The sequence below is a fragment of the Agromyces sp. MMS24-JH15 genome (assembly GCF_043518605.1).
Classification (GTDB): Bacteria; Actinomycetota; Actinomycetes; order Actinomycetales; family Microbacteriaceae; genus Agromyces.
Map to the genome: position 1 here is coordinate 2,447,878 of NZ_CP171358.1, position 22,678 is coordinate 2,470,555.

21 protein-coding genes are annotated in these 22,678 nt (G+C 73.0%); 14 read left to right on the plus strand and 7 right to left on the minus strand.

What is annotated here, in order from left to right; translation table 11 throughout:
* Positions 1-5: 5 nt before the first annotated feature.
* Positions 6-1,268, minus strand: coding sequence for a hypothetical protein (locus ACDF64_RS11080; RefSeq protein ID WP_394551260.1), 1,263 nt, complete (start codon positions 1,266-1,268; stop codon positions 6-8).
* 161 nt (positions 1,269-1,429) lie between these two features.
* Between ACDF64_RS11080 and mtrA the strand changes: the two genes are divergently transcribed.
* The 6 genes from mtrA to secA all read left to right on the plus strand — a co-directional run bounded on the left by mtrA (position 1,430) and on the right by secA (position 10,118).
* Positions 1,430-2,110, plus strand: coding sequence for an MtrAB system response regulator MtrA (gene mtrA / locus ACDF64_RS11085; RefSeq protein ID WP_394551262.1), 681 nt, complete (start codon positions 1,430-1,432; stop codon positions 2,108-2,110).
* A gap of 5 nt (positions 2,111-2,115) precedes the next feature.
* Positions 2,116-3,789, plus strand: coding sequence for an MtrAB system histidine kinase MtrB (gene mtrB / locus ACDF64_RS11090; protein WP_394551264.1), 1,674 nt, complete (start codon positions 2,116-2,118; stop codon positions 3,787-3,789).
* The gene (locus tag ACDF64_RS11095; protein WP_394551266.1) at positions 3,782-5,458 is read left to right on the plus strand and encodes a GerMN domain-containing protein; all 1,677 of its coding nucleotides are present in this window, start codon (positions 3,782-3,784) and stop codon (positions 5,456-5,458) included. The genes mtrB and ACDF64_RS11095 overlap by 8 nt, the downstream gene beginning before the upstream one ends.
* Positions 5,459-5,548: 90 nt before the next feature.
* Complete coding sequence (locus ACDF64_RS11100) at positions 5,549-6,325, plus strand: ComF family protein (RefSeq protein ID WP_394551267.1); 777 nt, start codon at positions 5,549-5,551, stop codon at positions 6,323-6,325.
* A 99-nt stretch (positions 6,326-6,424) separates the two neighbouring features.
* On the plus strand, positions 6,425-7,123 hold the full coding sequence (hpf, locus tag ACDF64_RS11105) for a ribosome hibernation-promoting factor, HPF/YfiA family (RefSeq protein WP_394551269.1): 699 nt from the start codon (positions 6,425-6,427) through the stop codon (positions 7,121-7,123).
* Positions 7,124-7,316: 193 nt separating this feature from the next.
* Complete coding sequence (gene secA, locus ACDF64_RS11110) at positions 7,317-10,118, plus strand: preprotein translocase subunit SecA (RefSeq protein WP_394551271.1); 2,802 nt, start codon at positions 7,317-7,319, stop codon at positions 10,116-10,118.
* A gap of 75 nt (positions 10,119-10,193) precedes the next feature.
* Here secA and ACDF64_RS11115 read toward each other — a convergent pair whose 3' ends face one another.
* Positions 10,194-10,637: an Rv3235 family protein gene (locus tag ACDF64_RS11115; protein ID WP_394551274.1), complete on the minus strand. Its 444-nt coding sequence runs from the start codon at positions 10,635-10,637 to the stop codon at positions 10,194-10,196.
* A gap of 172 nt (positions 10,638-10,809) precedes the next feature.
* Between ACDF64_RS11115 and ACDF64_RS11120 the strand changes: the two genes are divergently transcribed.
* Positions 10,810-11,409, plus strand: coding sequence for a hypothetical protein (locus ACDF64_RS11120; RefSeq protein ID WP_394551276.1), 600 nt, complete (start codon positions 10,810-10,812; stop codon positions 11,407-11,409).
* Between the two features lie 9 nt (positions 11,410-11,418).
* On the opposite strand, the gene ACDF64_RS11125 is transcribed toward ACDF64_RS11120, so the two are convergent.
* Positions 11,419-11,718: a helix-turn-helix domain-containing protein gene (locus ACDF64_RS11125; RefSeq protein WP_394551277.1), complete on the minus strand. Its 300-nt coding sequence runs from the start codon at positions 11,716-11,718 to the stop codon at positions 11,419-11,421.
* A 120-nt stretch (positions 11,719-11,838) separates the two neighbouring features.
* Between ACDF64_RS11125 and ACDF64_RS11130 the strand changes: the two genes are divergently transcribed.
* From ACDF64_RS11130 to ACDF64_RS11140, 3 genes are all read left to right on the plus strand, one after another.
* Positions 11,839-12,474: a hypothetical protein gene (locus ACDF64_RS11130; RefSeq protein WP_394551279.1), complete on the plus strand. Its 636-nt coding sequence runs from the start codon at positions 11,839-11,841 to the stop codon at positions 12,472-12,474.
* The gene (locus ACDF64_RS11135; RefSeq protein ID WP_394551282.1) at positions 12,474-13,733 is read left to right on the plus strand and encodes a CpaE family protein; all 1,260 of its coding nucleotides are present in this window, start codon (positions 12,474-12,476) and stop codon (positions 13,731-13,733) included. Before ACDF64_RS11130 ends, ACDF64_RS11135 begins: the two co-directional genes overlap by 1 nt.
* Positions 13,734-13,804: 71 nt before the next feature.
* Positions 13,805-15,304, plus strand: coding sequence for a sensor histidine kinase (locus ACDF64_RS11140; protein ID WP_394551283.1), 1,500 nt, complete (start codon positions 13,805-13,807; stop codon positions 15,302-15,304).
* Positions 15,305-15,505: 201 nt separating this feature from the next.
* On the opposite strand, the gene ACDF64_RS11145 is transcribed toward ACDF64_RS11140, so the two are convergent.
* Positions 15,506-15,754, minus strand: a complete 249-nt coding sequence (locus ACDF64_RS11145; RefSeq protein ID WP_055859573.1) for a WhiB family transcriptional regulator — start codon at positions 15,752-15,754, stop codon at positions 15,506-15,508.
* A 269-nt stretch (positions 15,755-16,023) separates the two neighbouring features.
* Between ACDF64_RS11145 and ACDF64_RS11150 the strand changes: the two genes are divergently transcribed.
* Entirely contained in the window at positions 16,024-16,413 is a 390-nt protein-coding gene (locus ACDF64_RS11150; RefSeq protein WP_394551286.1) for a hypothetical protein, read from the plus strand.
* A 54-nt stretch (positions 16,414-16,467) separates the two neighbouring features.
* Here the strand turns inward: ACDF64_RS11150 and bcp are convergent, their stop codons facing one another.
* The 3 genes from bcp to aroA are packed head-to-tail and all read right to left on the minus strand — an operon-like array spanning position 16,468 to position 19,393.
* A complete protein-coding gene (gene bcp / locus ACDF64_RS11155) occupies positions 16,468-16,941 on the minus strand; it encodes a thioredoxin-dependent thiol peroxidase (RefSeq protein ID WP_394551287.1) in 474 nt (157 codons plus the stop codon).
* Positions 16,942-16,982: 41 nt separating this feature from the next.
* Positions 16,983-18,026 (minus strand): ribosome small subunit-dependent GTPase A, encoded by a 1,044-nt coding sequence (gene rsgA / locus ACDF64_RS11160; protein ID WP_394551289.1) that lies wholly within the window; start codon positions 18,024-18,026, stop codon positions 16,983-16,985.
* Complete coding sequence (aroA, locus tag ACDF64_RS11165; protein WP_394551291.1) at positions 18,023-19,393, minus strand: 3-phosphoshikimate 1-carboxyvinyltransferase; 1,371 nt, start codon at positions 19,391-19,393, stop codon at positions 18,023-18,025. Before aroA ends, rsgA begins: the two co-directional genes overlap by 4 nt.
* Before the next feature lie 130 nt (positions 19,394-19,523).
* On the opposite strand from aroA, the gene ACDF64_RS11170 reads away from it, so the two are divergent.
* Genes ACDF64_RS11170 through ACDF64_RS11180 form a run of 3 tightly spaced genes read left to right on the plus strand, consistent with a single transcriptional unit; the run spans position 19,524 to position 22,645 of the window.
* On the plus strand, positions 19,524-20,174 hold the full coding sequence (locus ACDF64_RS11170; RefSeq protein WP_394555117.1) for a sigma-70 family RNA polymerase sigma factor: 651 nt from the start codon (positions 19,524-19,526) through the stop codon (positions 20,172-20,174).
* The gene (locus tag ACDF64_RS11175) at positions 20,171-20,440 is read left to right on the plus strand and encodes a zf-HC2 domain-containing protein (RefSeq protein ID WP_394551292.1); all 270 of its coding nucleotides are present in this window, start codon (positions 20,171-20,173) and stop codon (positions 20,438-20,440) included. The genes ACDF64_RS11170 and ACDF64_RS11175 overlap by 4 nt, the downstream gene beginning before the upstream one ends.
* 18 nt (positions 20,441-20,458) lie before the next feature.
* Complete coding sequence (locus ACDF64_RS11180; RefSeq protein ID WP_394551294.1) at positions 20,459-22,645, plus strand: MMPL family transporter; 2,187 nt, start codon at positions 20,459-20,461, stop codon at positions 22,643-22,645.
* The last annotated feature ends 33 nt before the right edge of the window (positions 22,646-22,678 follow it).

Consider the following 22,678-nt stretch of genomic DNA (forward strand, 5'->3'; position numbering starts at 1 on the left):
CGGGATCAGGCCCAGCCGGGGTGCGCCTGCGGCGTGCGGAACGGGTCGCCGACGGGCTGCCCGGCGTCGCGGAGCTCGACGTGGCGCTCGAGCTCGATGTCGAGGCCCTCCGTCCGCATCCGCAGGTCGATGTAGATCACCGCGACGACCGCCGACTGCACGACCGCGGTCACGGCGCCGACGAGGAGCGAGACCGCCGCGGTCAGCACGACGACGCCGACCAGCACGCCCATCGACGCTCCCGTGCCGGTGGGGTCGACCAGCGCCGCCGCCATGCCGCCCAGCAGCCCGATCGGCTGGGAGACGAGGTTCGAGGCGAAGCTCAGGATCGCGGCGACGAGGAGCTCGACGCCGAGGGTCCGCCAGAAGTAGCCGTTCGTGAGCCGCCACGAGCGCACGATCGACTGCCGGATGCCGGCCTCCTCGAGCACGATCACGCTCGGTACGAGCGAGAGCTTCACGCCGATCCATGCACCGAGCACGAGGCATCCGAGGCCCGCGAGCACCGCGAACAGGACGCCGACGACCGCGCCGGCCGCACCGCCGAGCAGGGCCCCGAGCGCGACGATCGCGGCGAGGACCAGGAACGCGACGAGCACCACGCCGACCAGCAGCAGGGTCCATCCGACGAGTGGCAGCATGCGCTTCCACGCGCGACGCCACAGCTCGCCCATCCGGAGCTTGAGGCCGACCGTGCCCGTGGCGACCTCGACGACCAGGATGCCCTGCAGGAACGCGCTGGCCACGATCGACAGCGCGATCGCGGGGAGGAAGGCCAGCAGCATCCCGCCGACCGCGCCCGAGAGGATGGGGTCGACCTCGGCGGGATCGGCGTTCTCGACGCGGCCGACGAGCACGAACACGAACGGCACCATGACGGCGGCGGTCACCACGAGGGTGGCGAGCTGGACCAGCAGGCCGCTCCCGAAGGTCGGGGCGGGGTTGCGGCGGAGCACCCGGAAGGGCGCCCACAGCAGCGTGCCGAACCCGAGGGGGCGGAGCGGGATGAGGCCAGGCTTGGGCGGCGGGGTCCAGCCGCCGGCGGGCGGGTACGTCGCGGGATACCCCGGGCCGGAGCCGGCCGGGCCGTATCCGGCTGGTCCGTAGCCGGGCGGTCCGTAGGCGGGCTGCCCGTATCCGGGCTGCCCGTACGGCGGCTGGGGCGCGGTGGAGGGCGGGTTCCCCGCGGCCGGCGGAGGGAACGCGGGACCCGCGGGCGGAGCCGGCGGAACGGGCGCGTCCGGCGCCTTCCAGTCGTTGTCGGACACCCTGCCTCGCTCCCGTGATGCGATCCTCCCGATATGTTGGCACAATCCGCCCGCGCGGCAACGCGCGTGGGGACGGATCCGCGGGCCCGCCGCGCGACCGATTACGCTGGTGCCACTGGTTCCAGCCGGTGGGATGCCCGGCCACGAAGGAAAACGGACGGATGACCGCACGCGTACTCGTCGTCGACGACGACACCGCCCTCGCCGAGATGATCGGCATCGTGCTGCGCACCGAGGGGTTCGACCCGGTGTTCTGCGCGGACGGCACGGGGGCGCTCGAGGCGTTCCGCTCGTCCCGGCCCGACCTCGTGCTCCTGGATCTCATGCTCCCCGGTATCGACGGGATCGAGGTCTGCGCCCGCATCCGCGCCGAGAGCGGGACCCCGATCATCATGCTCACGGCCAAGAGCGAGACCGCCGACGTGGTGCGCGGGCTCGAGTCCGGTGCCGACGACTACATCGTCAAGCCGTTCAACCCGAAGGAGCTCGTCGCGCGCATCCGGACCAGGCTGCGGCCGGCCGCCGAGCCCCTCGTCGAGACCATCTCGGTCGGCGACCTCGTGATCGACGCCGCGGGCCACGAGGTGCGGCGCGGCGACCAGCGCATCAACCTGACCCCGCTCGAGTTCGACCTCCTCCTCACGCTCGCATCGAAGCCCCAGCAGGTGTTCTCGCGCGAGACGCTCCTCGAGCAGGTCTGGGGCTACCACTACAAGGCCGACACGCGACTCGTGAACGTCCACGTGCAGCGACTGCGGGCGAAGGTCGAGCACGACCCGGACAACCCGCGCATCGTGCTCACGGTCCGCGGCGTGGGGTACCGCGCCGGCGCCACCACGTAGGCGCGATGACCGCGTCGACGCCGGCCGTCCGCACCGCCAGCCCGTGGCGCGCGATCCCGCCGCGGCTCGCCGCCCTCTGGCGGCGGTCGCTCCAGTTCCGCACGGTGCTGCTGACGATCGGGCTGTCGACGCTCGCGATCCTCGTGGTCGGCCTCTACATCACCTTCACCGTCGCGTCGAACCTGTTCCAGTCCGAGCTCGACGGCGCGCTCGAGGCATCCGGCAACGCCACGACGGCGGCCCAGACGATCCTCGACGCGGCCGACGCGACCGACCGCGCGACCCTGCAGAACGTCATGGTCCAGGTCGTCGACACCGTGCGGGCGGTCTCGGGGAGCTCGGCGATCGCGGTGTTCCGCGCGCCCGACCAGGGCACGAGCACGCTCGCACCGCAGGACCGGCTCGCGCCGTCGCTGTCGGGGGCGATCTCGCCGCAACTGCGCGCCAACGTGCAGGATGCGCCGGAGTCCCCGATGACCATGTACTGGCAGTCCGTCTCGCTCGAGGCGGGCGACGGCGAGTCGGATCCGGGCGTCGTGGTCGGCAGCGACCTCGACGTCCCGCGGGCCGGTCGGTACGAGCTGTACATCGGCTACAACTTCGCGGCCGCCGAGTCGACGCTCGCCTTCATGCAGGCGACCGGCATCATCGCGGCCGTCGCGCTCATCCTGCTGCTGAGCGCGATCATCCTGCTCGTGGTCCGCTGGGTGATCGAACCGGTCCGCACGGTCGCGGCGACGAGCCGACGCCTCGCGGCGGGCGATCTCGGCGTCCGCATCCCCGAGCGCGGCGAGGACGAGCTCGCGACGCTCGCGGGCAGCTTCAACGGCATGGCCGACAGCCTCCAGGCGCGGATCCGCGAGCTCGCGTCGCTGTCGGTCATGCAGCAGCGGTTCGTGTCGGATGTCTCGCACGAGCTGCGCACGCCGCTCACGACCATCCGGCTCGCGGGCGACGTGCTCTACGGGCAGCGCGAGGGCTTCCCGGGCACGACGGCCCGCACGGTCGAGCTCCTGCACACGCAGACGGTCCGGTTCGAGGCGCTGCTCGGCGACCTGCTCGAGATCAGCCGGTACGACGCCGGCTCGGTCGAGCTCGCGGCCGAACCGACGAACCTGGTCCACCTCGCGGGCGACGTCGTGGAGTCGATGCACGAGCTCGCCGAGGAGCGCGGCAGCGAGCTGCGCCTGCTGGCGCCGGGCGGGCACCTCGACGCCGAGGTCGATCCCCGCCGCGTGCGGCGCATCGTGCGGAACCTGCTCGGCAACGCGATCGAGCACGGCGAGGGCCGGCCGATCGTCGTCTCGGTGGACAGCAACCAGTCGGCGGTCGCGATCAGCGTGCGCGACTACGGCATGGGGATGGCCCCGGAGGAGGCCGATCGCGTGTTCGACCGGTTCTGGCGGGCGGACCCGAGCCGGACCCGCACGATCGGCGGCACCGGGCTCGGGCTCGCGATCTCGCTCGAGGACGCGGCCGCGCACGGCGGCACGCTCGACGTGTGGTCCCTCGAGGGCCACGGCACGATCTTCCGCCTCGTGCTCCCGCGGTCGGCGGGCGGCGCGATCGGCGAACCGCCGCTGCCGCTCGAGCCGCGAGACCCCGAGGCATCCGGGCCCGACGACCCGACCGATCCGGGCGGGACCGGCAGCGTCCCCGTGGAGGTGCGCGATGCGTGACCGACTCGCCCGCGCGCTCGTCGCGATGCTCGCGCTCGTCGCGCTCGCCGGGTGCGCGACCATCCCGAGCTCCGGCTCGGTCCACGCCTTCCGCCCGGAGGCGCAGTCGGGCCCGCCCGACCTCGACTTCCTGGCCGCGGGTCCGCAGCCGGGGGCCGAACAAGAGGAGATCCTGCGCGGCTTCATCGACGCCGCGAGCGATCCGCGCAACGACTTCGCGGTCGCGCGCGAGTTCCTGACGCCCGAGTTCGACGACGAGTGGTCGGCGACGGCCGGTGCGACGATCGACGAGGTCGGCGCGCGCGAGTTCGAGCAGGCCGGCGCCGACGAATGGCGCGTGGTCGCGACGCCCGCGGCCTCGCTGCGCGCCGACGGCCAGTACGAACTGCCGGACTCGGATGCCGCGATCCCGCTCGACTACGCGTTCGCCGAGGTCGACGGGGAATGGCGGATCGCGGGTGCGCCGCCCGGGATCCTGATCGACTCGGGCACCTTCGCGCGCGTGTTCCGGGCCCAGACGCTGTACTTCTTCGATCCGTCGTTCGACTTCCTCGTCCCCGACGTCCGGTGGTTCACGGGCCGGGATTCGCTCCAGACGAGCATCGTGCGGGCGCTGCTCGCGGGACCGGCGGAATGGCTCGCGCCGGGGGTCGTGTCGGCCTTCCCCGAGGGTGCGCGGCTGCGCACCGACTCCGTGCCGGTCGTGGCGGGCCGCGCGGAGGTCGACGTCGACGCGCCCGTCGAGGACCAACGCACGGTCCAGCTCATGCAGCTCCAGCTCGAGGAGAGCCTCCGGTCGGTCCGGAGCATCGACGTGGTGGACTTCGCGCTCGACGGCGTCGAGCAGGACCCGGCCGAGCTCGCGAATCCGCCCGTCGCGAACCCGCCGGTCGACGTGCGGGCGGTCGGGTTCGACGGCACGACCTTCGGACGCCTGGTCTCGGGTTCGGAGGGGATCGTGCCGATCGAGGGGCTCAGCGAGCAGGTCGCGGCGCTCGCCCCGATCGGCGCCGCGCTCGGACCGGACCAGGACGACGCCGCGGTCCTCACGGCCGACGGCGTCTGGCTCGTGCGCGTCGGCGAGGACGCGGTCCAGGTCGACCCGCGGCAGGGGCTCGTCACGCCCGCGCTGGACGTGCGGGACGTCGTGTGGTCGGTCCCCGCTGCCGAGCCCGACCAGCTCGTCGCGTTCGGGCCGGGCGGGGCCGTCGTGCAGCTGCCCGTGCCTTGGGCGGGCTCGAGGATCGCCGCGCTCGAGGTCTCGCGGGACGGCAGCCGGATCGTCGCGCTCCTCGTCGAGGGCGCCCGCACGCGCTTCGTCGCCGCCGCGATCGAGCGGGACGCCGAGGGGATGCCGGTCGCGCTCGGGTCCTCCGTCCTGCTGCTCGCGGAGGGTGCGGGAACCCCGCTCGACGCCGCGTGGCTCGACGATCGCACGGTCGCCTCGCTCACGAGCTCGGGCGAGGAGACGCGACTCGTGACGCAGGTGATCGGAGGCCTCGACGCGTCCACGGCGGGTCCGACGGGCGCGATCCAGGTCGACGGCGCGAACTCGGCGAACGACGTGCGGATCCTCACCGCCACTGGGGACGTGACCCGACGCAGCGGCGTCGGCTGGCAGGTGCAGGCGGGGGGCATCCGGTTCCTGTCGACGCAGCAGCCCGGCTGAGCGCTCCTCCCCGGCGCACCGGCACGCATGGTTCGCCGCGACCGCGCCCGCGGCGCGTCGGCGGCCCGGAACCCGGGACAGCCTGGGCGGATGCCCCGACTCGTCGAGCCGGCCGAGGCCGGCCTCCCCGTCCGGCCAAGCCACGCCGCCGAGCCGGCCTGGCTCGCCGCGTTCCGCGATGCGGCGGCCGTGCTCCTGCCCGTCGCGTGCGCGGGCTGCGGCCGGCCCGATCGGAGCGTGTGCGACGGATGCCTCGCGGCGCTCGCGTCGGCCGTGCACCCCGTCGTGCGCGAGGGCGTCCGGGCGCATGCCGCGCTCGAGTACCGCGGCACGGTCGCCGCGGTGCTCGGCGCCCTCAAGGACGGCGGGCGGACGGACGCGTCGGCGCCGCTCGCAGCGGCGCTCGGCGCGGCGGTCGGGGCCGCGCTCGCCGAGGCCGGGCCCGGCGAGGACGCGCCGGGTCGGCGTCCCCGAGCGCGGGGGATCGAGCTCTGCACGGTGCCGTCGAGCCCCGAGGCGCGCCGCGCGCGCGGGTACGCGCCCGTCGAGGTGCTGCTCGGTCGGCTCGGCCTGCGGTCCGCCGGCGTGCTGCGGTTCGCTCGGGCGCACGCCGACCAGGCGGGACTCGATGCGGCGTCCCGGCGTCGCAACGCCGAGGGATCGCTCCGCGCGAGGCATCCGCTCGCAGGTCGCAGGTTCCTGCTCGTCGACGACGTGCTCACCACCGGCTCGACCCTCGCGGAGGCCCGCCGCGCGCTGGCCGCGGCGGGCGCGGAGGTGGTCGGCGCGGCGGTGCTCGCCGAGACGCCGCGGCGGTTCCCGAGCGCGCGATCCGCCGACTCGGAATCGGAGGCGAACGCGTCGTGACATGTTCGTGACATTGTCAGGAACGGGGCGTACGGTGACAGGACAGGCGTGGCCCGTCCACCCTTCAGACCGGGTGGCCCGCCGGAGATGGAGGTCGTCATGGAACTGAACATCGTCGGACGCAACCTGGGGGTTACCGACCGATTCCGTGCGTACGTGACCGAGAAGGCCGACAAGGTCTCCCACCTGGCGGAACGCGCGATCTCGCTGGACGTCAAGCTCGTGCGTCCGGGTGAGAAGAACGGCGTCCCCGGGCCCGACCGCGTCGAGCTCACGCTCTTCGGCCCCGGACCGGTGGTCCGCGCCGAGGCGGACGGCTCGGACAAGTACGCGGCGTTCGACGTGGCGCTCGGCCGGCTCCTCGAGCGGGTCCGGCGGGCGAAGGACCGCAGGAAGGTCCACCGCGGCCAGCACCGACCCACCTCGCTCCGCGAGGCCACCGACGGCGGCTTCTCGTTCGCCGGCGTGCAGGCCGCGGGCGTCGAGGTCCTCGAGGCGGTGCGCAACGGCGGAGTCCCCGCCCCCGCGGAGGCCCCGGCGGCCGAGGAGGAGGACGTCTACTGCCCGGTCGTCATCCGCCGGAAGGTGTTCGCCTCCAGTCCCATGACCGTCGACGACGCGCTGTACTTCATGGAGCTCGTCGGCCACGACTTCTACCTCTTCGTCGACCAGGAGACCGGCCGGCCGAGCGTCGTCTACCGCCGCAAGGGCTGGGACTACGGCGTGATCGGCCTCGACGAGCACGGCGAGGCCTCGGGCGAGGCCGCCGCCGTGGAGGCGCAGCGCGTGAGCGCCTGACCCCGACCGACGACGGCGCCCCGGGCTGGATCGCCCGGGGCGCCGCCGTGCGCCGGTCCCCGCACGCCCGGTCGGCACCGGCATGCGGGCCCGCGCCCGGCGGCTACGATGGCAGTGAGTCCGCCTGCACCGGCGGCATCCGGCGTGCGCCGCCACCGGCGGCTGAGCACCCGATGATGACAGGAGAGCATCCGTGGTTTCGATTCTGGAAAAGGTCCTGCGCGTTGGCGAGGGCCGAACCCTGAAGCGACTCGAGAACTACGCCAAGGCGATCAACGCCCTGGAGGAGGATTTCACGCACCTCAGCGACGAGGAACTCAAGCACGAGACCGTCGAACTGCGCGAGCGGTACGCGAACGGCGAGTCCCTCGACGACCTGCTGCCGGAGGCGTTCGCGGCGGTCCGCGAGGCGAGCCGTCGCACGCTCGGGATGCGCCACTTCGACGTGCAGCTCATGGGCGGCGCGGCGCTGCACCTCGGCAACATCGCCGAGATGAAGACCGGTGAGGGCAAGACGCTCGTCGCGACGACCGCCGCCTACCTGAACGCGCTGACCAGCCGCGGCGTGCACGTCATCACGGTCAACGACTTCCTCGCGTCGTACCAGTCGGAGCTCATGGGTCGCGTCTTCCGCGCGCTGGGCATGACGACCGGATGCATCCTGGCCGGCCAGACCCCCGTACAGCGGCGCGAGCAGTACGCGGCCGACATCACGTACGGCACGAACAACGAGTTCGGCTTCGACTACCTGCGCGACAACATGGCGTGGCAGGCCGCGGACATGGTCCAGCGCGGCCACTGGTTCGCGATCGTCGACGAGGTGGACTCGATCCTCATCGACGAGGCGCGCACGCCGCTCATCATCTCGGGCCCGGCCTCGGGCGAGGCGAACCGCTGGTTCACCGAGTTCGCGCGGCTCGCCGAGCGGCTCGTGCCCGGCGAGGACTACGAGGTCGACGAGAAGAAGCGCACCGTCGGAGTCCTCGAGCCCGGCATCGAGAAGGTCGAGGACTACCTCGGCATCGACAACCTGTACGAGTCCGCGAACACGCCGCTCATCTCGTTCCTGAACAACTCGATCAAGGCGAAGGCCCTGTTCAAGCGCGACAAGGACTACGTCGTGATGAACGGCGAGGTGCTCATCGTCGACGAGCACACCGGTCGCATCCTGGTCGGCCGCCGCTACAACGAGGGCATCCACCAGTCGATCGAGGCGAAGGAGGGCGTGCAGGTCAAGGCCGAGAACCAGACGCTCGCGACCGTCACGCTGCAGAACTACTTCCGCCTCTACGAGAAGCTCTCGGGCATGACCGGCACCGCCGAGACCGAGGCGGCCGAGTTCATGTCCACCTACAAGCTCGGCGTCGTGCCCATCCCGACGAACAAGCCCATGGTGCGCCTCGACCAGCCCGACCTCGTCTACAAGAACGAGGAGGCGAAGTTCGCCCAGGTCGTCGAGGACATCGTCGGGCGGCACAAGGCCGGCCAGCCCGTCCTCGTCGGCACCACGAGCGTCGAGAAGAGCGAATACCTCTCGCGCCTGCTCGCCAAGAAGGGCGTGCGCCACGAGGTCCTGAACGCGAAGAACCACGCCCGCGAGGCCGCGATCGTCGCCCAGGCCGGGCGCTACGGCGCCGTCACCGTGGCCACGAACATGGCCGGTCGAGGCACGGACATCATGCTCGGCGGCAACGCCGAGTTCATCGCGGTCCAGCGGATGCACGAGAAGGGGCTCTCCCCGGCCGAGACGCCCACCGAGTACGAGGCCGAGTGGGACGCGGTGTTCGGCGCGGTCAAGTCCGAGGTCGAGGGCGAGGCCGAGAAGGTGCTCGAGGCCGGAGGCCTGTACGTGCTCGGCACCGAGCGCCACGAGTCGCGCCGTATCGACAACCAGCTCCGCGGCCGCTCCGGCCGCCAGGGCGACCCCGGCGAGAGCCGCTTCTACCTGTCGCTCACCGACGACCTCATGCGCCTCTTCAACGCGGGCGCGGCCGAGAGCCTGATGTCGCGCGGCGTGCCGGACGACGTCGCCATCGAATCGAAGGTCGTCTCGCGGGCCATCCGCTCGGCGCAGTCGCAGGTCGAGGCGCGCAACGCCGAGATCCGCAAGAACGTCCTCAAGTACGACGACGTGCTGAACCGCCAGCGCGAGGCGATCTACTCGGACCGCCGCCACATCCTCGAGGGCGACGACCTCCACGAGCGCACGCAGCACTTCCTCGAGGACGTCATCGACGAGGTGCTCGACCAGCACACCGCCGAGGGCAATCCCGACGAATGGGACTTCGACGCCCTGTGGGTCGAGCTGAAGACGCTCTACCCGATCGGCATCACGATCGACGAGGTCGTCGCCGAGGCGGGCGAGAAGGGCAAGGTCAACCGCGACTTCATCCGCCGGGAGATCCTCTCGGACGCGAAGTTCGCGTACCAGCGCCGCGAGGAGCAGCTCGGTTCCCCCGCGATGCGCGAGCTCGAGCGTCGCGTGGTCCTCTCGGTCATCGACCGCCGCTGGCGCGACCACCTCTACGAGATGGACTACCTGAAGGACGGCATCGGCCTGCGCGCGATGGCGCAGCGCGACCCGCTGGTCGAGTACCAGCGCGAGGGCTACGCGATGTTCCAGCAGATGATGGGCTCCATCCGCGAGGAGACGGTCGGCTTCCTGTTCAACCTCGAGGTCGAGGTCGCCCCGCAGGGCGCCGCCGGCCCGGCGGTCGAGGCGAAGGGACTGTCGCGGGCGTCCGCTCCGGCCGAGAAGCTGAGCTACTCGGCGCCGAGCGACTCGGGCGGTGTCGAAGTGCGCAACGATCGCGGACAGGTGCAGCAGGCCGCGACCCAGCGCGCGCGTCGCGCCGTCGCCGCGCAGCAGGCGCAGCCGCAGCAGCCCCAGGAGCCGCCCGCACGCGGTGCGTTCGGCCAGACGACGGGCGGTGCGGCCGAGGACGAGCCGCAGAACCGCGCCCAGCGCCGCGCCCAGGAGCGCCGCGGGAACTAGGCGGTCCCGCCGACGGAACGAGGATGCCCCGGTCGCGAACGCGACCGGGGCATCCTGCATTCGCGCCCGTGCGGGCTAGAGCACGCTGATGACCGTCGCCCGCCACCGGGAGTCGAACCCCTCGAGGCGGATGGCCACGGCGCGCGTGCGGTGCCGCTGGTGCACGATGACGACGCCCTCGACCACGCCGTCGGCGGGTTCGCACAGGTGCACCCGGCCGATCGAGAAGACCGGGCGCTGCGGGCTCACGCCCTTGGCGCGGCGAGCCCGCGCGCTGAGCACCACGCGCTTGGCGAGGTTGCGGTAGACGTCGTCGGTCACCCACCTGGCGAGCTGATCGAGGTCGCGCGCGCCCGCGAACACCTCGAGCACGCAGTGCGCGAGGTTGCCGAGCAGGGCCGTGGGGTCCGGCAGGTCGCTCCGGCGAGCGGGCTGGCGACCGAACAGTTCGTCATCGAGGCCTGGTCCGGAGTACCGGGTGGGGGTGGGCTGCGTGACGGCAGTGCGGAGGGCGGACATCGAGCTCCTGTAGGGCGGGCGACCGGGGGAGGGACAGCGCGACGCCCCTCGTCCGGGGGGACGCCGAGGGTCGTAGTGAGACGGTAAAGTCCATCCGTTTCGAGTGTCAAGGGCTGTGACCGATTGTGGAGAACTCGGCTCCGCGGAGGTGCGCGCGGGCTAGCGTCGCTCCATGCGCTGGGACCTCCTCTTCGACGACCTGGGCGCCCAGCTGGATCGCGAGGAGCGCGAGGAGGAACGGGCGCTCGCGCTCGAGGAGGAGCGCCTCCGGCTCTCGCGCCTGACCTTGCGGGATCGGCTCATCGCCCTCGCCGAGCCCGGCCCGGACGGTCGCACCCAGGCCGTCGGACTGGAACTCGTCGGCGGCGAGCGTCGGTACCTCCGCCCGACCGCGTTCGGCCGGGACTGGCTCGCGGGCGAGCTCGCCGACGCAGCGCGCGGGGGAGCGGAAGGCATCGTCCCCCTCGCGGCGATCGCCGCGGTGCTGCCCATGCGCGACCGACTCCTGCCGAGTCTCGAACCGGTCGCCGAACGCGCCACGCGGCTCGCCGACCGGATCGGCATCACGTTCGTGTTCCGGGACCTCAGCCGGCGGCGCATCGCGGTGCGGGTCTCGACGCTCGACGGCGACTTCCCCGGAACGCTCGACCGCGTCGCGCGCGACCACGTGGACCTCGCGTTGCACGAACCGGGCGTACCCCGCCGCGATCGCGAGGTGCAGGGGTACCGGATCGTCCCGATCGAACGGATCCGCCTGGTCGCGTTCGGGTAGTCGCGGCGGTCAGTCGACGGCGCGGAGCCGGCGCGCCGGCGCGTCGGCGCCGGAGAGTTCGAACACGTTCGCGAACTCGCCCTGCTCGAACCCGACACTGCTCCGCGTCTCCGCGTACTGGCCCTCGACCCACAGGTCGAGCTGCGTCGTCTCCACGCGCAGCGGCCCCGACGGCTGGCCGACGCGGATCGCGGGGAGTTCACCCGAGCGGATGAGCGAATCGACCACGGTCACGTCGACCGCCAGGATCTCCGCCACCTCGGCGACGGTGAGGAAGCGGCCGAGCTCGGATGCACGCCGGATGGTCATTGAACGATTATGCGGCGGCAGCGCGCGCGCGGGCCTTCGTGTGGATAACTTCACGGCGTCCTCCCGGGTTCGGCGCGACCATGGAGCGGCCGGTGCACGGGCGCCGGGGAAGGGATCCCGATGTCGAGTCCGAAGGTCCGCTCCGACCGGGGCGCCGTCCGCGTCGACCCGCGCCTGCTGATCGGGTTCGCGCTCGTCGCGGGTTCGACGCTGGGCGTCTGGGGTCTCGTCGCCGCGCTCGACGAGAGCGTCGAGGTGTACGCGGTCCGGGAGACCGTCGTCCCGGGGACGCGGCTCGAGGCATCCGACCTCGCGGTCCGGAGCATCCGGATCGACGAGGCGACCGCCGACCGGTACCTCGCGGCCGGCGCGCTGCCCGACGACGGCCTGGTCGTCGTCCGCACGATCGGGGCCGGCGAGCTCGTCCCGGCGGCGGCCGTCGACGACCGCGCGGACGGCCGGACCGCGAGCATCGTCGTGACCACGCGCGGCGCGCTCGCGGCCGGCGTGCGTCCGGGCGCGGCGGTCGACGTGTGGGGGGCCGAGCAGGTCGAGCACGGCGTCTTCGGCGCACCGGCCGTCCTCGTTCCGGGGGCGGTGGTCGCCGGGCTCGTCGAGGCGGACCGGCTCGTCGCCGCCGAGGGGCGCGAGGTCGAGCTGCTCGTGCCGCGCGAGCGGGTGGCCGCGCTGCTGCAGGCGCTGGCCGCGGGCGACGCGATCGACCTCGTCGGGGCGCGCGCCTCGGGAGGCGACTGATGGCCCGGCTCGTCCTCGCGCTCGAACCGGGAATCGAGGATCGCCTGCTCGCGGATCTCGTCGAGCACGGCCACGAGGTGCTGGCGCGGCTCGTCGGCTGGCGCGACGTCGTCGGTGCCCTGTCGCCGCTCCGCCCCGAGGTCGTGCTGGTCGGCGCCGGACGCGGATCGCTCTCGGCCGAATTGCTGCAGGCGTGCGACGAGCGGGGCATCCGCCTCGTGGCGCTCGCGCACGACGACCGCGAGCGCGCGCACGCGGCCGGGCTCGGGCTGCACGAGGTCCTCGACGCGGACGCCGCGTGGGCCGAGGTCGATCGGCTCGTCTCGGGCGCGGTCGCCACGCCCACCCGGGTCGGCGATCCGCCGCCGCCCGCCGGTCGCGCGCGCGTGATCGCGGTCTGGGGGCCCGCGGGCGCGCCCGGCCGCACCCTGCTCGCGATCAACCTCGCGGCCGAGCTCGCCGCGAGCGGACACCGGGTCGCGCTCGTGGACGCGGACCCGTACGGCGGTGCGATCGCACCGTCGCTCGGCCTGCTGGACGAGGCGCCCGGCTTCGCGTCCGCCTGTCGGCTCGCGGGCGCGGGTGCGCTGGATCGCGGCGAACTCGACCGCATCGCGCAGCGCGCGACGGCCCCGCGTGCGGCCTTCTCGGTGTTCACCGGGCTCATCGGGCCGTCCCGATGGCCAGAGCTCGCGGACGAGCGCGTGACGGCCGCGCTGGACGCGATCGCGGCGACGGTGGAGTACGTCGTGGTCGACACCGGGTTCAGCCTCGAGCGCGACGAGGAGGTGCTCGGCGATCCCTTCGGGCCCAGGCGGAATGCCGCGACGTTCGCCGCGTTCGCCGCCGCCGACCGCGTGATCGCGGTGGGGCTGGCCGATCCGATCGGCCTCGCCCGGCTGCTGCGGGGACATGCCGAGCTGGCCGAACTCGTCGATCCGGAGCGCGTGGACGTCGTCGTGAACCGGGTGCGCGCGAGCGCGCTCGGCATCGACGCGGGCGCGCAGGTCCGGCAGACCCTGCGCCGCTTCGCGGGGATCACGGGGGCGATCCTGCTCCCGAACGATCCGCGGGCGTGCGACGCGGCGATCCTGGCCGCGCGACCGCTCCGGGAGGCGGCGCCCAGGTCGCCGCTGCGGCTCGCGATCCGCGACTACGTCGACGACCGGGTCGCGCCGGCCCCGACCACGGCGGCGCGCGCCCGCCGCGTCGGCCTCCCGCGCTCGCGCGCGCGATCCGGGCCGGTCCCGGTGGGCTAGGAGCCGGTGCCCGGCGTCACCGTCCGCCGCGCCGGTTCGGGCGCTGGGGCGCGCCGCACTACGCTGGACGCGTGTCGACCCTCAGTGACCTCGTCCTCGCGCAGGGCCGCAGCACCCAGCCGGACGTCGATTGGCTGCACATGCTCGTCGGGGACCTGCAGCTCCTCGCCGACCTGGCCTTCGCGGACATCGTGCTCTGGGTGCCGGCGAACGACGACGACTTCGTGGCCGTCGCCCACTCGCGGCCCTCGAGCGCGGCGACCCTGTTCTACCGCGACTTCGTCGGCCAGCCGATCAAGCCCCAGTGGCGCGACCTGGTGACCGAGGCGTTCACCTCCGCCCGGATCGTGGACTCGTCCTCGCCCGACTGGTACGAGGAGATGCCGACCCGCGTGCGGGCCGTGCCGGTCATGCGACGCCTGACGACCACCGGGACCCAGGTCGCGTCCGCACCCGTCGCGATCCTGACCCGGCACACCAACCTGAGCGCGACGCGGACCCCGAGCCGCCAGGAGCTCACGTTCAACGACTGCGCGGGCGAGCTGTTCCAGATGATCGCCTCGGGCGACTTCCCCGACCACGGCGCGCCCACCGGCCCACGACGCGGCGCCCCTCGTGCCTCCGACGGGCTCATCCGGCTCGACGTCGACGGCGTGACCACCTTCGCGAGCCCCAACGCGCTCTCCGCGTTCAACCGCATGGGCTTCGACGACGAGCTCGAAGGCGAGTCCCTCGCCGACGTGACCACCCGCCTCCTCCACGGCAAGCTCGTGGTCGACGAGTCGCTCCCGCTCGTGGTCACCGGGCGGGCCCCGTGGCGCACCGACGTCGAGTCCCGCGGCGTGACGGTCTCGCTCCGGGCCATCCCGATCCGGCACCGCGGCGAACGGATCGGCGCCATCGTGCTGTCGCGCGACGTGACCGAGATGCGTCACCAGGAGCAGGAGCTCATCACCAAGGATGCGACGATCCGCGAGATCCACCACCGGGTGAAGAACAACCTCCAGACGGTGGCGTCCCTGCTGCGCATCCAGGCTCGGCGGACCCACTCCGACGAGGCGCGCGAAGCGCTCACCCAGGCGATGCGGCGCGTCGGCGCGATCGCGGTCGTGCACGACACGCTGTCGGGCGGCCTCTCGCAGAGCGTCGACTTCGACGACGTCTTCGACCGCGCCCTGCTGCTCGTCGCCGAGGTCGCGGCCGCGCACAACACGACCGCGCACCCGAAGCGGTCCGGGAGCTTCGGCGTCCTGCCCAGCGAGTACGCGACGCCGCTCGCGCTCGCGCTCACCGAGCTCGTGACGAACGCGGTCGAGCACGGCCTCGCGGGCCAGGAGGGCGACGTGGAGATCAGCGCCGACCGCTCGGACACGATGCTCACCGTCCAGGTGCGCGACTCGGGTTCGGGCCTGCCCGAGGGCAAGGTCGGCGAGGGCCTCGGCACGCAGATCGTCCGCACGCTCATCCAGGGCGAGCTCGGCGGCACGATCGACTGGCACACGCTCGTCGGGCGCGGCACCGAGGTGACCATCGAGGTCCCGCTGCGCTGGATCACGGGCTTCGCCCGCTGAGCGGGTTCACGCGCGGCTCGCGCTGAGCGGGATCAGGCGCGGCTCGCGCTGACCGGGTTCACGCGCGGCTCGCGCTGGGCGTGCTCATGGACGTCGCGGGATGCTGCGCCCGAACCGCGCACGCCGCACACCGCGATCGACCCCCGCGAGGTGCGGGGGTCGATCGCGGTGTGCGACGAGCGCGGGTGACGCGGAGGCGTGTCAGCCGGCGCGGCGGGCGCGGGCGGCGCGGCGCTTCAGGGCGCGACGCTCGTCCTCGCTGAGGCCGCCCCAGACGCCCGAGTCCTGACCGGTCTCGAGTGCGTACTGCAGGCAGATCTCGGTGACGGTGCACCGGGCGCAGACGGCCTTCGCCTTCTCGATCTGGTCGACCGCGGGGCCGGTGTTGCCGACCGGGAAGAACAGTTCGGGGTCGGCCGTGAGGCAGGCGGCTTTGTCGCGCCAATCCATGGAGATGCTCCTTGTTGCGTACTTCGGTCCGCAGCGGCGTGACTCGGCGCGCGCCGATCAAGCTGTCGCTGCATTGGGGGGGAAGCCGAATCTCGGGAAGTAGGATCAAGAACTGATCGGCTCACGTCCCTGTGAGCATCAACTCGGCCTCAAATATGGTCGCATAGGGCGGAAGGCGAATCAATAGCCGTGCATGGGATATCGCTGTGAGTGGGACGACCGAACCGCCCGAGCGGGGGGTTTCGACGGGCGCCGTTCGGGCCGCCCTGGTGACCGTGAGCGTCCTGCTGACCGCCGAGGCGCTCGCCGTCGCCGCGGTCGCGGTGTGGCTGATCGTCGACCTCGTCGTGCTCCAGCCGTCGAGCTACGCCACCGCGATCGCGCTCATCGTGCTCGTGCTGATCGGAGCGCTCTGGGTCGGCGCGGTCGCGGTCGGCTCGTACCTGCGGGCGTCGTGGACGCGGGCGGCTGCGATCGTGTGGCAGGTCCTGCAGATCTCGGTCGCGGTCGGCGCCTTCCAGGGCCTGTTCGCCCGGCCGGACGTCGGCTGGCTGCTGCTGATCCCCGCGATCGTCGTCATCGGCCTCCTGCTGTGGACGCCGGTCCGGCTCGCGTACTCCTCCGCGACGAGTGGGGCGCCCGAGGCCGCGGAGCACTGACGACGGCGGCCGCCGAGCGCCGTGCGCTCGACGGCCGTGCCGTCGGCGTGGCGGTCAGTCGATGCCGAGTTCGCGCCGGAGGCGCGCGACGTGTCCGGTCGCCTTCACGTTGTAGAACACGCGCTCGATGCGGCCGTCGACGCCCACGAGGAACGTGGATCGGATGCTCCCGACGACGATCTTCCCGTAGAGCGACTTCTCGCCCCACACGCCGTACGCCTGCTGCACGGCGAGGTCCTCGTCGCTGAGCAGGGTGAAGTTCAGGTGGTCGCGCTCGGCGAACCGCGCGAGCTTCGCCACGTCGTCCTTGGAGACGCCGAGGACCCGCACGCCCGCGCCGGCGAACGAGTTCAGGTGGTCGCGGAAGTCGCACGCCTCCGTGGTGCAGCCCGGCGTCATCGCCTCCGGGTAGAAGTACAGCAGCACGCGCTCGCCGCGCAGCTCCGAGAGGGTGAGCGGGGCGCCGTGCTGGTCGAGCAGCGTGAAATCGGGAGCGAGGTCGCCGGGGGCGAGTCGTGCGTCGGTCATCCGTCCATGCTAGGCAGGCGTGGACGGTGCGGGTCGCCCGTTCAGCCGCTCGCGAACGTCGTGAGCAGTCGCTGCAGCGAGTCGAGCCGCGCGCGGCCGGCATCGCCGAGCGCCCCGGCGCCGACGGTCTCGATGATCGCGCAGTCCGGGGCATCCGGCAGGTGGGTGCAGCCGCGCGGGCAGTTCTCCGCGATCTCGGCGAGTTCGGTGAAGGCGCCGAGCAGGCTCGAGGGGTCGACGTGGCCGAGGCCGAACGATCGCACGCCGGGCGTGTCGATCACCCAGCCGTGTCCGTCGGGCGACTCGACGCGCAGCGAGACCGTCGACGAGGACGTGTGGCGACCGCGGCCGGTGACGGCGTTCACGCGGCCGATGGCGCGGTCGGCTCCCGGCACGAGCGCGTTGACGAGCGTCGACTTGCCGACGCCGGAATGCCCGACGAACACCGTGCGATGGCCGATCAGGGACTCGCGGATCGCGTCGAGCGGCATGCGGTCGCGCCCGCTCAGGAACACGGGGAAGTCGAGGCCCGCGAAGTTCTCGAGGAACGGCCCCGGGTCGGCGAGGTCGGACTTCGTGACGCACAGCAGCGGCGCGATCCGGGCATCGTAGGCCGCGACGAGGTACCGGTCGACGAGCCGGATTCGCGGTTCGGGGTTCGCCGCGGCGACGACGATGAGCATCTGGTCGGCGTTCGCGACGATCACGCGCTCGACCTCGTCCGTGTCGTCCGCGCTCCGGCGGAGCAGGGTCGTGCGGTCGCCGATCCGGACGATCCGCGCGAGCGTGCCGGGCGCGCCCGTGACGTCGCCGACGAGGTCGACGTGGTCGCCCGTGACGACCGACTTCCGGCGCAGCTCGCTGGCACGGGCCGCGACGAGCTCGCGCTCGTCGGCCGTGCCCTCGGCTGCGAGGACGGCGTAGCGTCCGCGGTCGACGCCGAGCACCGTCCCGGTCACCGCGTCGGCGTGCTCTGGCCTGGTCTTCGTCCGCGGGCGGCTGCCGCGCCGGTTCGGGCGGACCCGGACGTCGGACTCGTCGTAGTCGGGCTCGTCCTCGTCGTCGTCCTGGTCCCACCAGCTCATCCGAGCAGCCGCCCCCAGAGCTCGGTGAACTGCGGCAGCGTCTTCGACGTGCAGCCGATGTCGTCGACGACCACGCCCGGCACCGCGAGGCCGATGATCGCCCCGCTCGTGGCCATCCGGTGGTCGGCGTAGGCGTGCCAGTCGCCGCCGTGGAGCGGCGCGGGATCGATCCGCAGGCCGTCCTCGGACTCGGTCACGCGGCCGCCGAGCGCGGTGAGCTCCGCCGCGAGGGCCGCGATGCGGTCGGTCTCGTGGTGGCGGATGTGCCCGATGCCGGTGAAGGTGCTCGGTCCGTCGGCCAGCGCCGCGAGCGCGACCAGGTTCGGGACCAGCTCGCCCGCCTCGGGGAGGTGCAGGTCGACGCCGCGGATGCCCCGCCCGCCGTCCGCGCCGCGCGCCGGGGCGTGCACGGTGAAGCGCCCGCCCTCGATCTCGACCCGGGCGCCGAAGCGGGGGAGGAGGTCGGCCAGCTGCGCGCCCACCTGGGTCGTCGAGGCCGGCCAGCCCGTGATCGTCGCCTGGCCGCCCGCGACCACCGCGCCGATCAGGAACGGCGCGGCGTTCGAGAGGTCCGGCTCGATGTCGACGTCGATCGCGGCGATGGGGCCGGGTGCGACCCTCCAGCGGCCCACCTCGGGCGAGGCGACCTCGACGCCGCGAGCGGCGAGCGCGGCGACCGTCATCTCGATGTGCGGCAGGCTCGGCAGGCGTTCGCCGGTGTGCCGGAGGTCGACGCCCTGCTCGAACCGCGCCGCGGACAGCAGGAGGGCGGACACGAACTGGCTGGACGCCGACGCGTCGATCTCGAGCACGCCGCCGCCGACCCGGCCCGTGCCGTGGACCGTGAACGGGAGCGTGCCGCGGCCGTCGTCGTCGAGGTCGACGCCGAGCCCGTGGAGCCCGTCGATGACGCCGGACATCGGCCGCTTGCGGGCGTACTCGTCGCCGTCGAAGGTCGTCGGCCCGAGCGCGAGCGCGGCGACGGGAGGCAGGAAGCGCATGACGGTGCCCGCGAGGCCGCAGTCGATGGTCGTCGACCCGGTGAGCTCGTCGGCCGGGACGACCCGGAGGTCGTCGCCGAATCCGCCCGCGCCGGGGATGCGCTCGAAGGCCGTGCCGAGGGCCCGGAGCCCCTCGACCATGAGCTCGCTGTCGCGGGACCAGAGCGGGGCGTGCAGCACTGACGGCCCGTCGGCGAGGGCGGCGAGCACGAGCTCGCGGTTGGTCAGCGACTTGGAACCGGGCAGCGAGAGCACCGCGTCGAGCGGCCCGGTCGCGACCGGTGCCGCCCAGCCGCCCGGCTCGTCGTCGGGTGCGGCGTCGCCGTACGGGTCGAACTCGGGAGCGGAATACCTCGAAATCTGCATCGGTTACCTACAGTAGCGCCGCAGGGCGGGAAGGAGTTCGTGCGTGACATTCGAGGTGATCGACCGGCCGGTCGCGTTGTCGACCCGCCGCCCGGCGTCCTCCGAGGTGCAGGTCCTAGGATGGCCCGTGATGAGTGCCGACGAGACCGGTGTGCAGGCACCGGATGAGCAACGTCCGCTGGGGGAGCTGTTCGAGGAGCAGGCGTTGCCGTACCTCGACCAGCTCTACGCGGCGGCGCTGCGGATGACGAAGAACCCCGCCGACGCGCAGGACCTGGTGCAGGAGACCTTCGTGAAGGCGTTCGCCGCGTTCGCGCAGTTCACCCAGGGGACCAACCTCAAGGCGTGGCTGTACCGGATCCTGACGAACACCTACATCAACACGTACCGCAAGAAGCAGCGGGAGCCCTATCAGGGCACGATCGACGAGCTCGAGGACTGGCAGCTCGGCGGCGCCGAGTCGACGACCGCGACCGCGGGCCGCTCGGCCGAGGCCGAGGCGATCGACCACCTGCCGGACAGCAGCGTGAAGGACGCGCTCCAGTCCCTGCCCGAGGACTTCCGGATCGCGGTGTACCTCGCCGACGTCGAGGGCTTCGCGTACCAGGAGATCGCCGACATGATGCACACCCCGATCGGGACCGTGATGAGCCGCCTGCACCGTGGCCGGCGCATGCTCCGCGAGTCCCTCGCCGACTACGCGCGCTCGCAGGGCTATGCTGCGGCCGAGCCTGCGCCCAGATCCCGCACGCAGCAGACCACGCCGAGGAGCCCACGATGACCGACTGCGGCTGCGAGAAGGCCAAGGCCGAACTCGAGGAGTACCTGCACAACGAGCTGCGCCATGAGGATGCAGCGGATGTGCGCGAGCACATGGAGCACTGCGTCGACTGCAGCGGCGAGCTGAAGGTGGGGCTCGTCCTCACCGAGGCCGTGCAGCGCGCGTGCCGCGAGAACGCGCCCGAGGAGCTGCGCTCGGTGGTCCTGACTCGGATCCGCGAGATCCAGTCGCACACGATCGTGGTGACGAACACCGAGGTTCGCTAACTCGGTTAGCATTCTCGGGTGACCCCCGAAACCCGAGGCTCGCGTCCGCCGACCTGGCTGCGCGTCGCCGTCCCCGCCGTCCTCATCCTCGTCTGGTTCGCCCTGTTCGGCTCGGGCGGTGCGGCCTTCGGCCGCCTGTCCGATGTCGTGACCAACGACCAGGCGCAGTTCCTCCCCGCCTCCGCCGAGGCGACCGAGGTGAACGAGCTCCAGGCCGGGTTCCGCGATTCCGACGCGGTGCCGGCGATCATCGTGTTCGCCGGCGACGGGACGCTCGACGACGCTGCGACCGCAACGATCGAGGACCTCCGCGAGCAGGTCCTCGCGGTCGACGGCGTCGTCGCCGACCAGGCGTCCCCGGTGATCCCCTCCGATGACGGCCGCGCCGCGCAGTTCGTCGTGCCGATCGACGCGGACGCGGGCGAGGGCGGCCCGCGCGACGTCGTCGACGAGATCCGCGGCCTGCTCGCGGAGCATCCGATCGAGGGCGTCGCCGCCGCGGTGACCGGGCCCGCCGGCTTCACCGCCGACCTCGCCCAGGCGTTCAGCGGCATCGACGGGCTCCTGCTCGCCGTGGCACTGGCCGCGGTGTTCGTCATCCTCGTGATCGTCTACCGCTCGCCGCTGCTGCCCGTCATCGTGCTCGGCACGAGCATGGCGGCGCTCTGCGCCTCCGTGCTCACGGTCGTCGCGCTCGCCGGCGCCGACATCCTGCCGCTGTCGGGCCAGACCCAGGGCATCCTGTTCATCCTCGTCATCGGCGCCGCGACCGACTACTCGCTCCTGTACATCGCCCGGTATCGCGAGGCGCTCGCCGACGGCGGGTCGAAGTGGGATGCGACGCTCGCGGCGCTGCGCGGCGCGTGGGAGCCGATCGTGGCCAGCGGCGGCACCGTGATCGTCGGGCTGCTGATCCTGCTGGCGAGCGAGCTCACCTCGAACAAGATCCTCGGCCCGGTCGCCGCGATCGGCATCGCGTTCGCGATGCTCGCCGCGCTCACCCTGCTCCCGGCGCTCCTGCTCTGGGCGGGCAAGGTCGCCTTCTGGCCGCGCCGGGCGCGGGCGGCCGAAGCGGATGCCCCGGCCGGGCCGGACGAGGATCCGACGGCCGGTCGCGGGCTCTGGGCCGGCGTCGCCCGGTTCGTGGCACGGCGGCCGCGCACGGTGTGGATCGCCTCGACCGCGCTCCTCGCGCTCATGTGCCTCGGCCTGCCGCGACTCGACGCCGACGGCGTGCCGTCGAGCGAGTTCGTGCTCGGGGCATCCGAGGCCCGCGACGGCCAGGCGATGCTGGGCGACCACTTCCCGGCCGGCTCCGGCACCCCGGCGGTCATCATCGGCGGGGAGGGCGACCTGCAGGCGATGGCCGCGGTCGCGCGGGACACGGACGGCGTCGACTCGGTCACCGTGGTCGCCACCGGCACCCCGGCCGGGCAGGCCGAGGTCACGGAGGACGGACTCGTCGCGTTCGGGCCGCCCGGCACGCCGGCGCCCGAGCCGACGGTGGTGGACGGGCGCGTCCTCCTGCAGGCGACGCTCGCCGACCCGGCCGACTCGCTCGCCGCGGAAGCCACCGTGGAGCGGCTGCGCGCCTCGCTCGACGACGTGGACGCCGCGGTGCTGGTCGGCGGATCGACCGCGGTCGCACTCGACACGAACGCGGCGGCCATCACCGACCGGGGGCGCATCATCCCGCTCGTGCTCGCCGCGATCCTGCTCATCCTCATGCTGCTGCTGCGCTCGATCGTGGCGCCGCTCCTGCTCATCGGCAGCGTCGTGCTCTCGTTCGCGGCGGCCCTCGGCGTCTCGGCGCTCGTGTTCGAGCACGTGCTGCACTTCCCGGGCGCGGATCCGTCGGTCCCGCTGTTCGGGTTCGTGTTCCTCGTCGCGCTCGGCGTCGACTACAACATCTTCCTGATGACCCGGGTGCGCGAGGAGTCGGTGCGCTTCGGCACGCGCGCGGGGATCCTGCGCGGGCTCCGGCTGACCGGCGGGGTCATCACGTCGGCCGGGCTCGTGCTCGCGGCGACGTTCGCCGCGCTCGGGGTGCTGCCGATCCTGTTCCTCGCGCAGATCTCGTTCATCGTCGCGTTCGGCGTGCTGCTCGACACCTTCCTCGTGCGGACCCTGCTGGTGCCGGCACTGTCGTACGACGTGGGCCGCGCCATCTGGTGGCCGTCGAAGCTCGCCCGCGGGACCCGCTGAGCGGTCGCCCGGTCGCCCGGTCGCTCGGTCGCC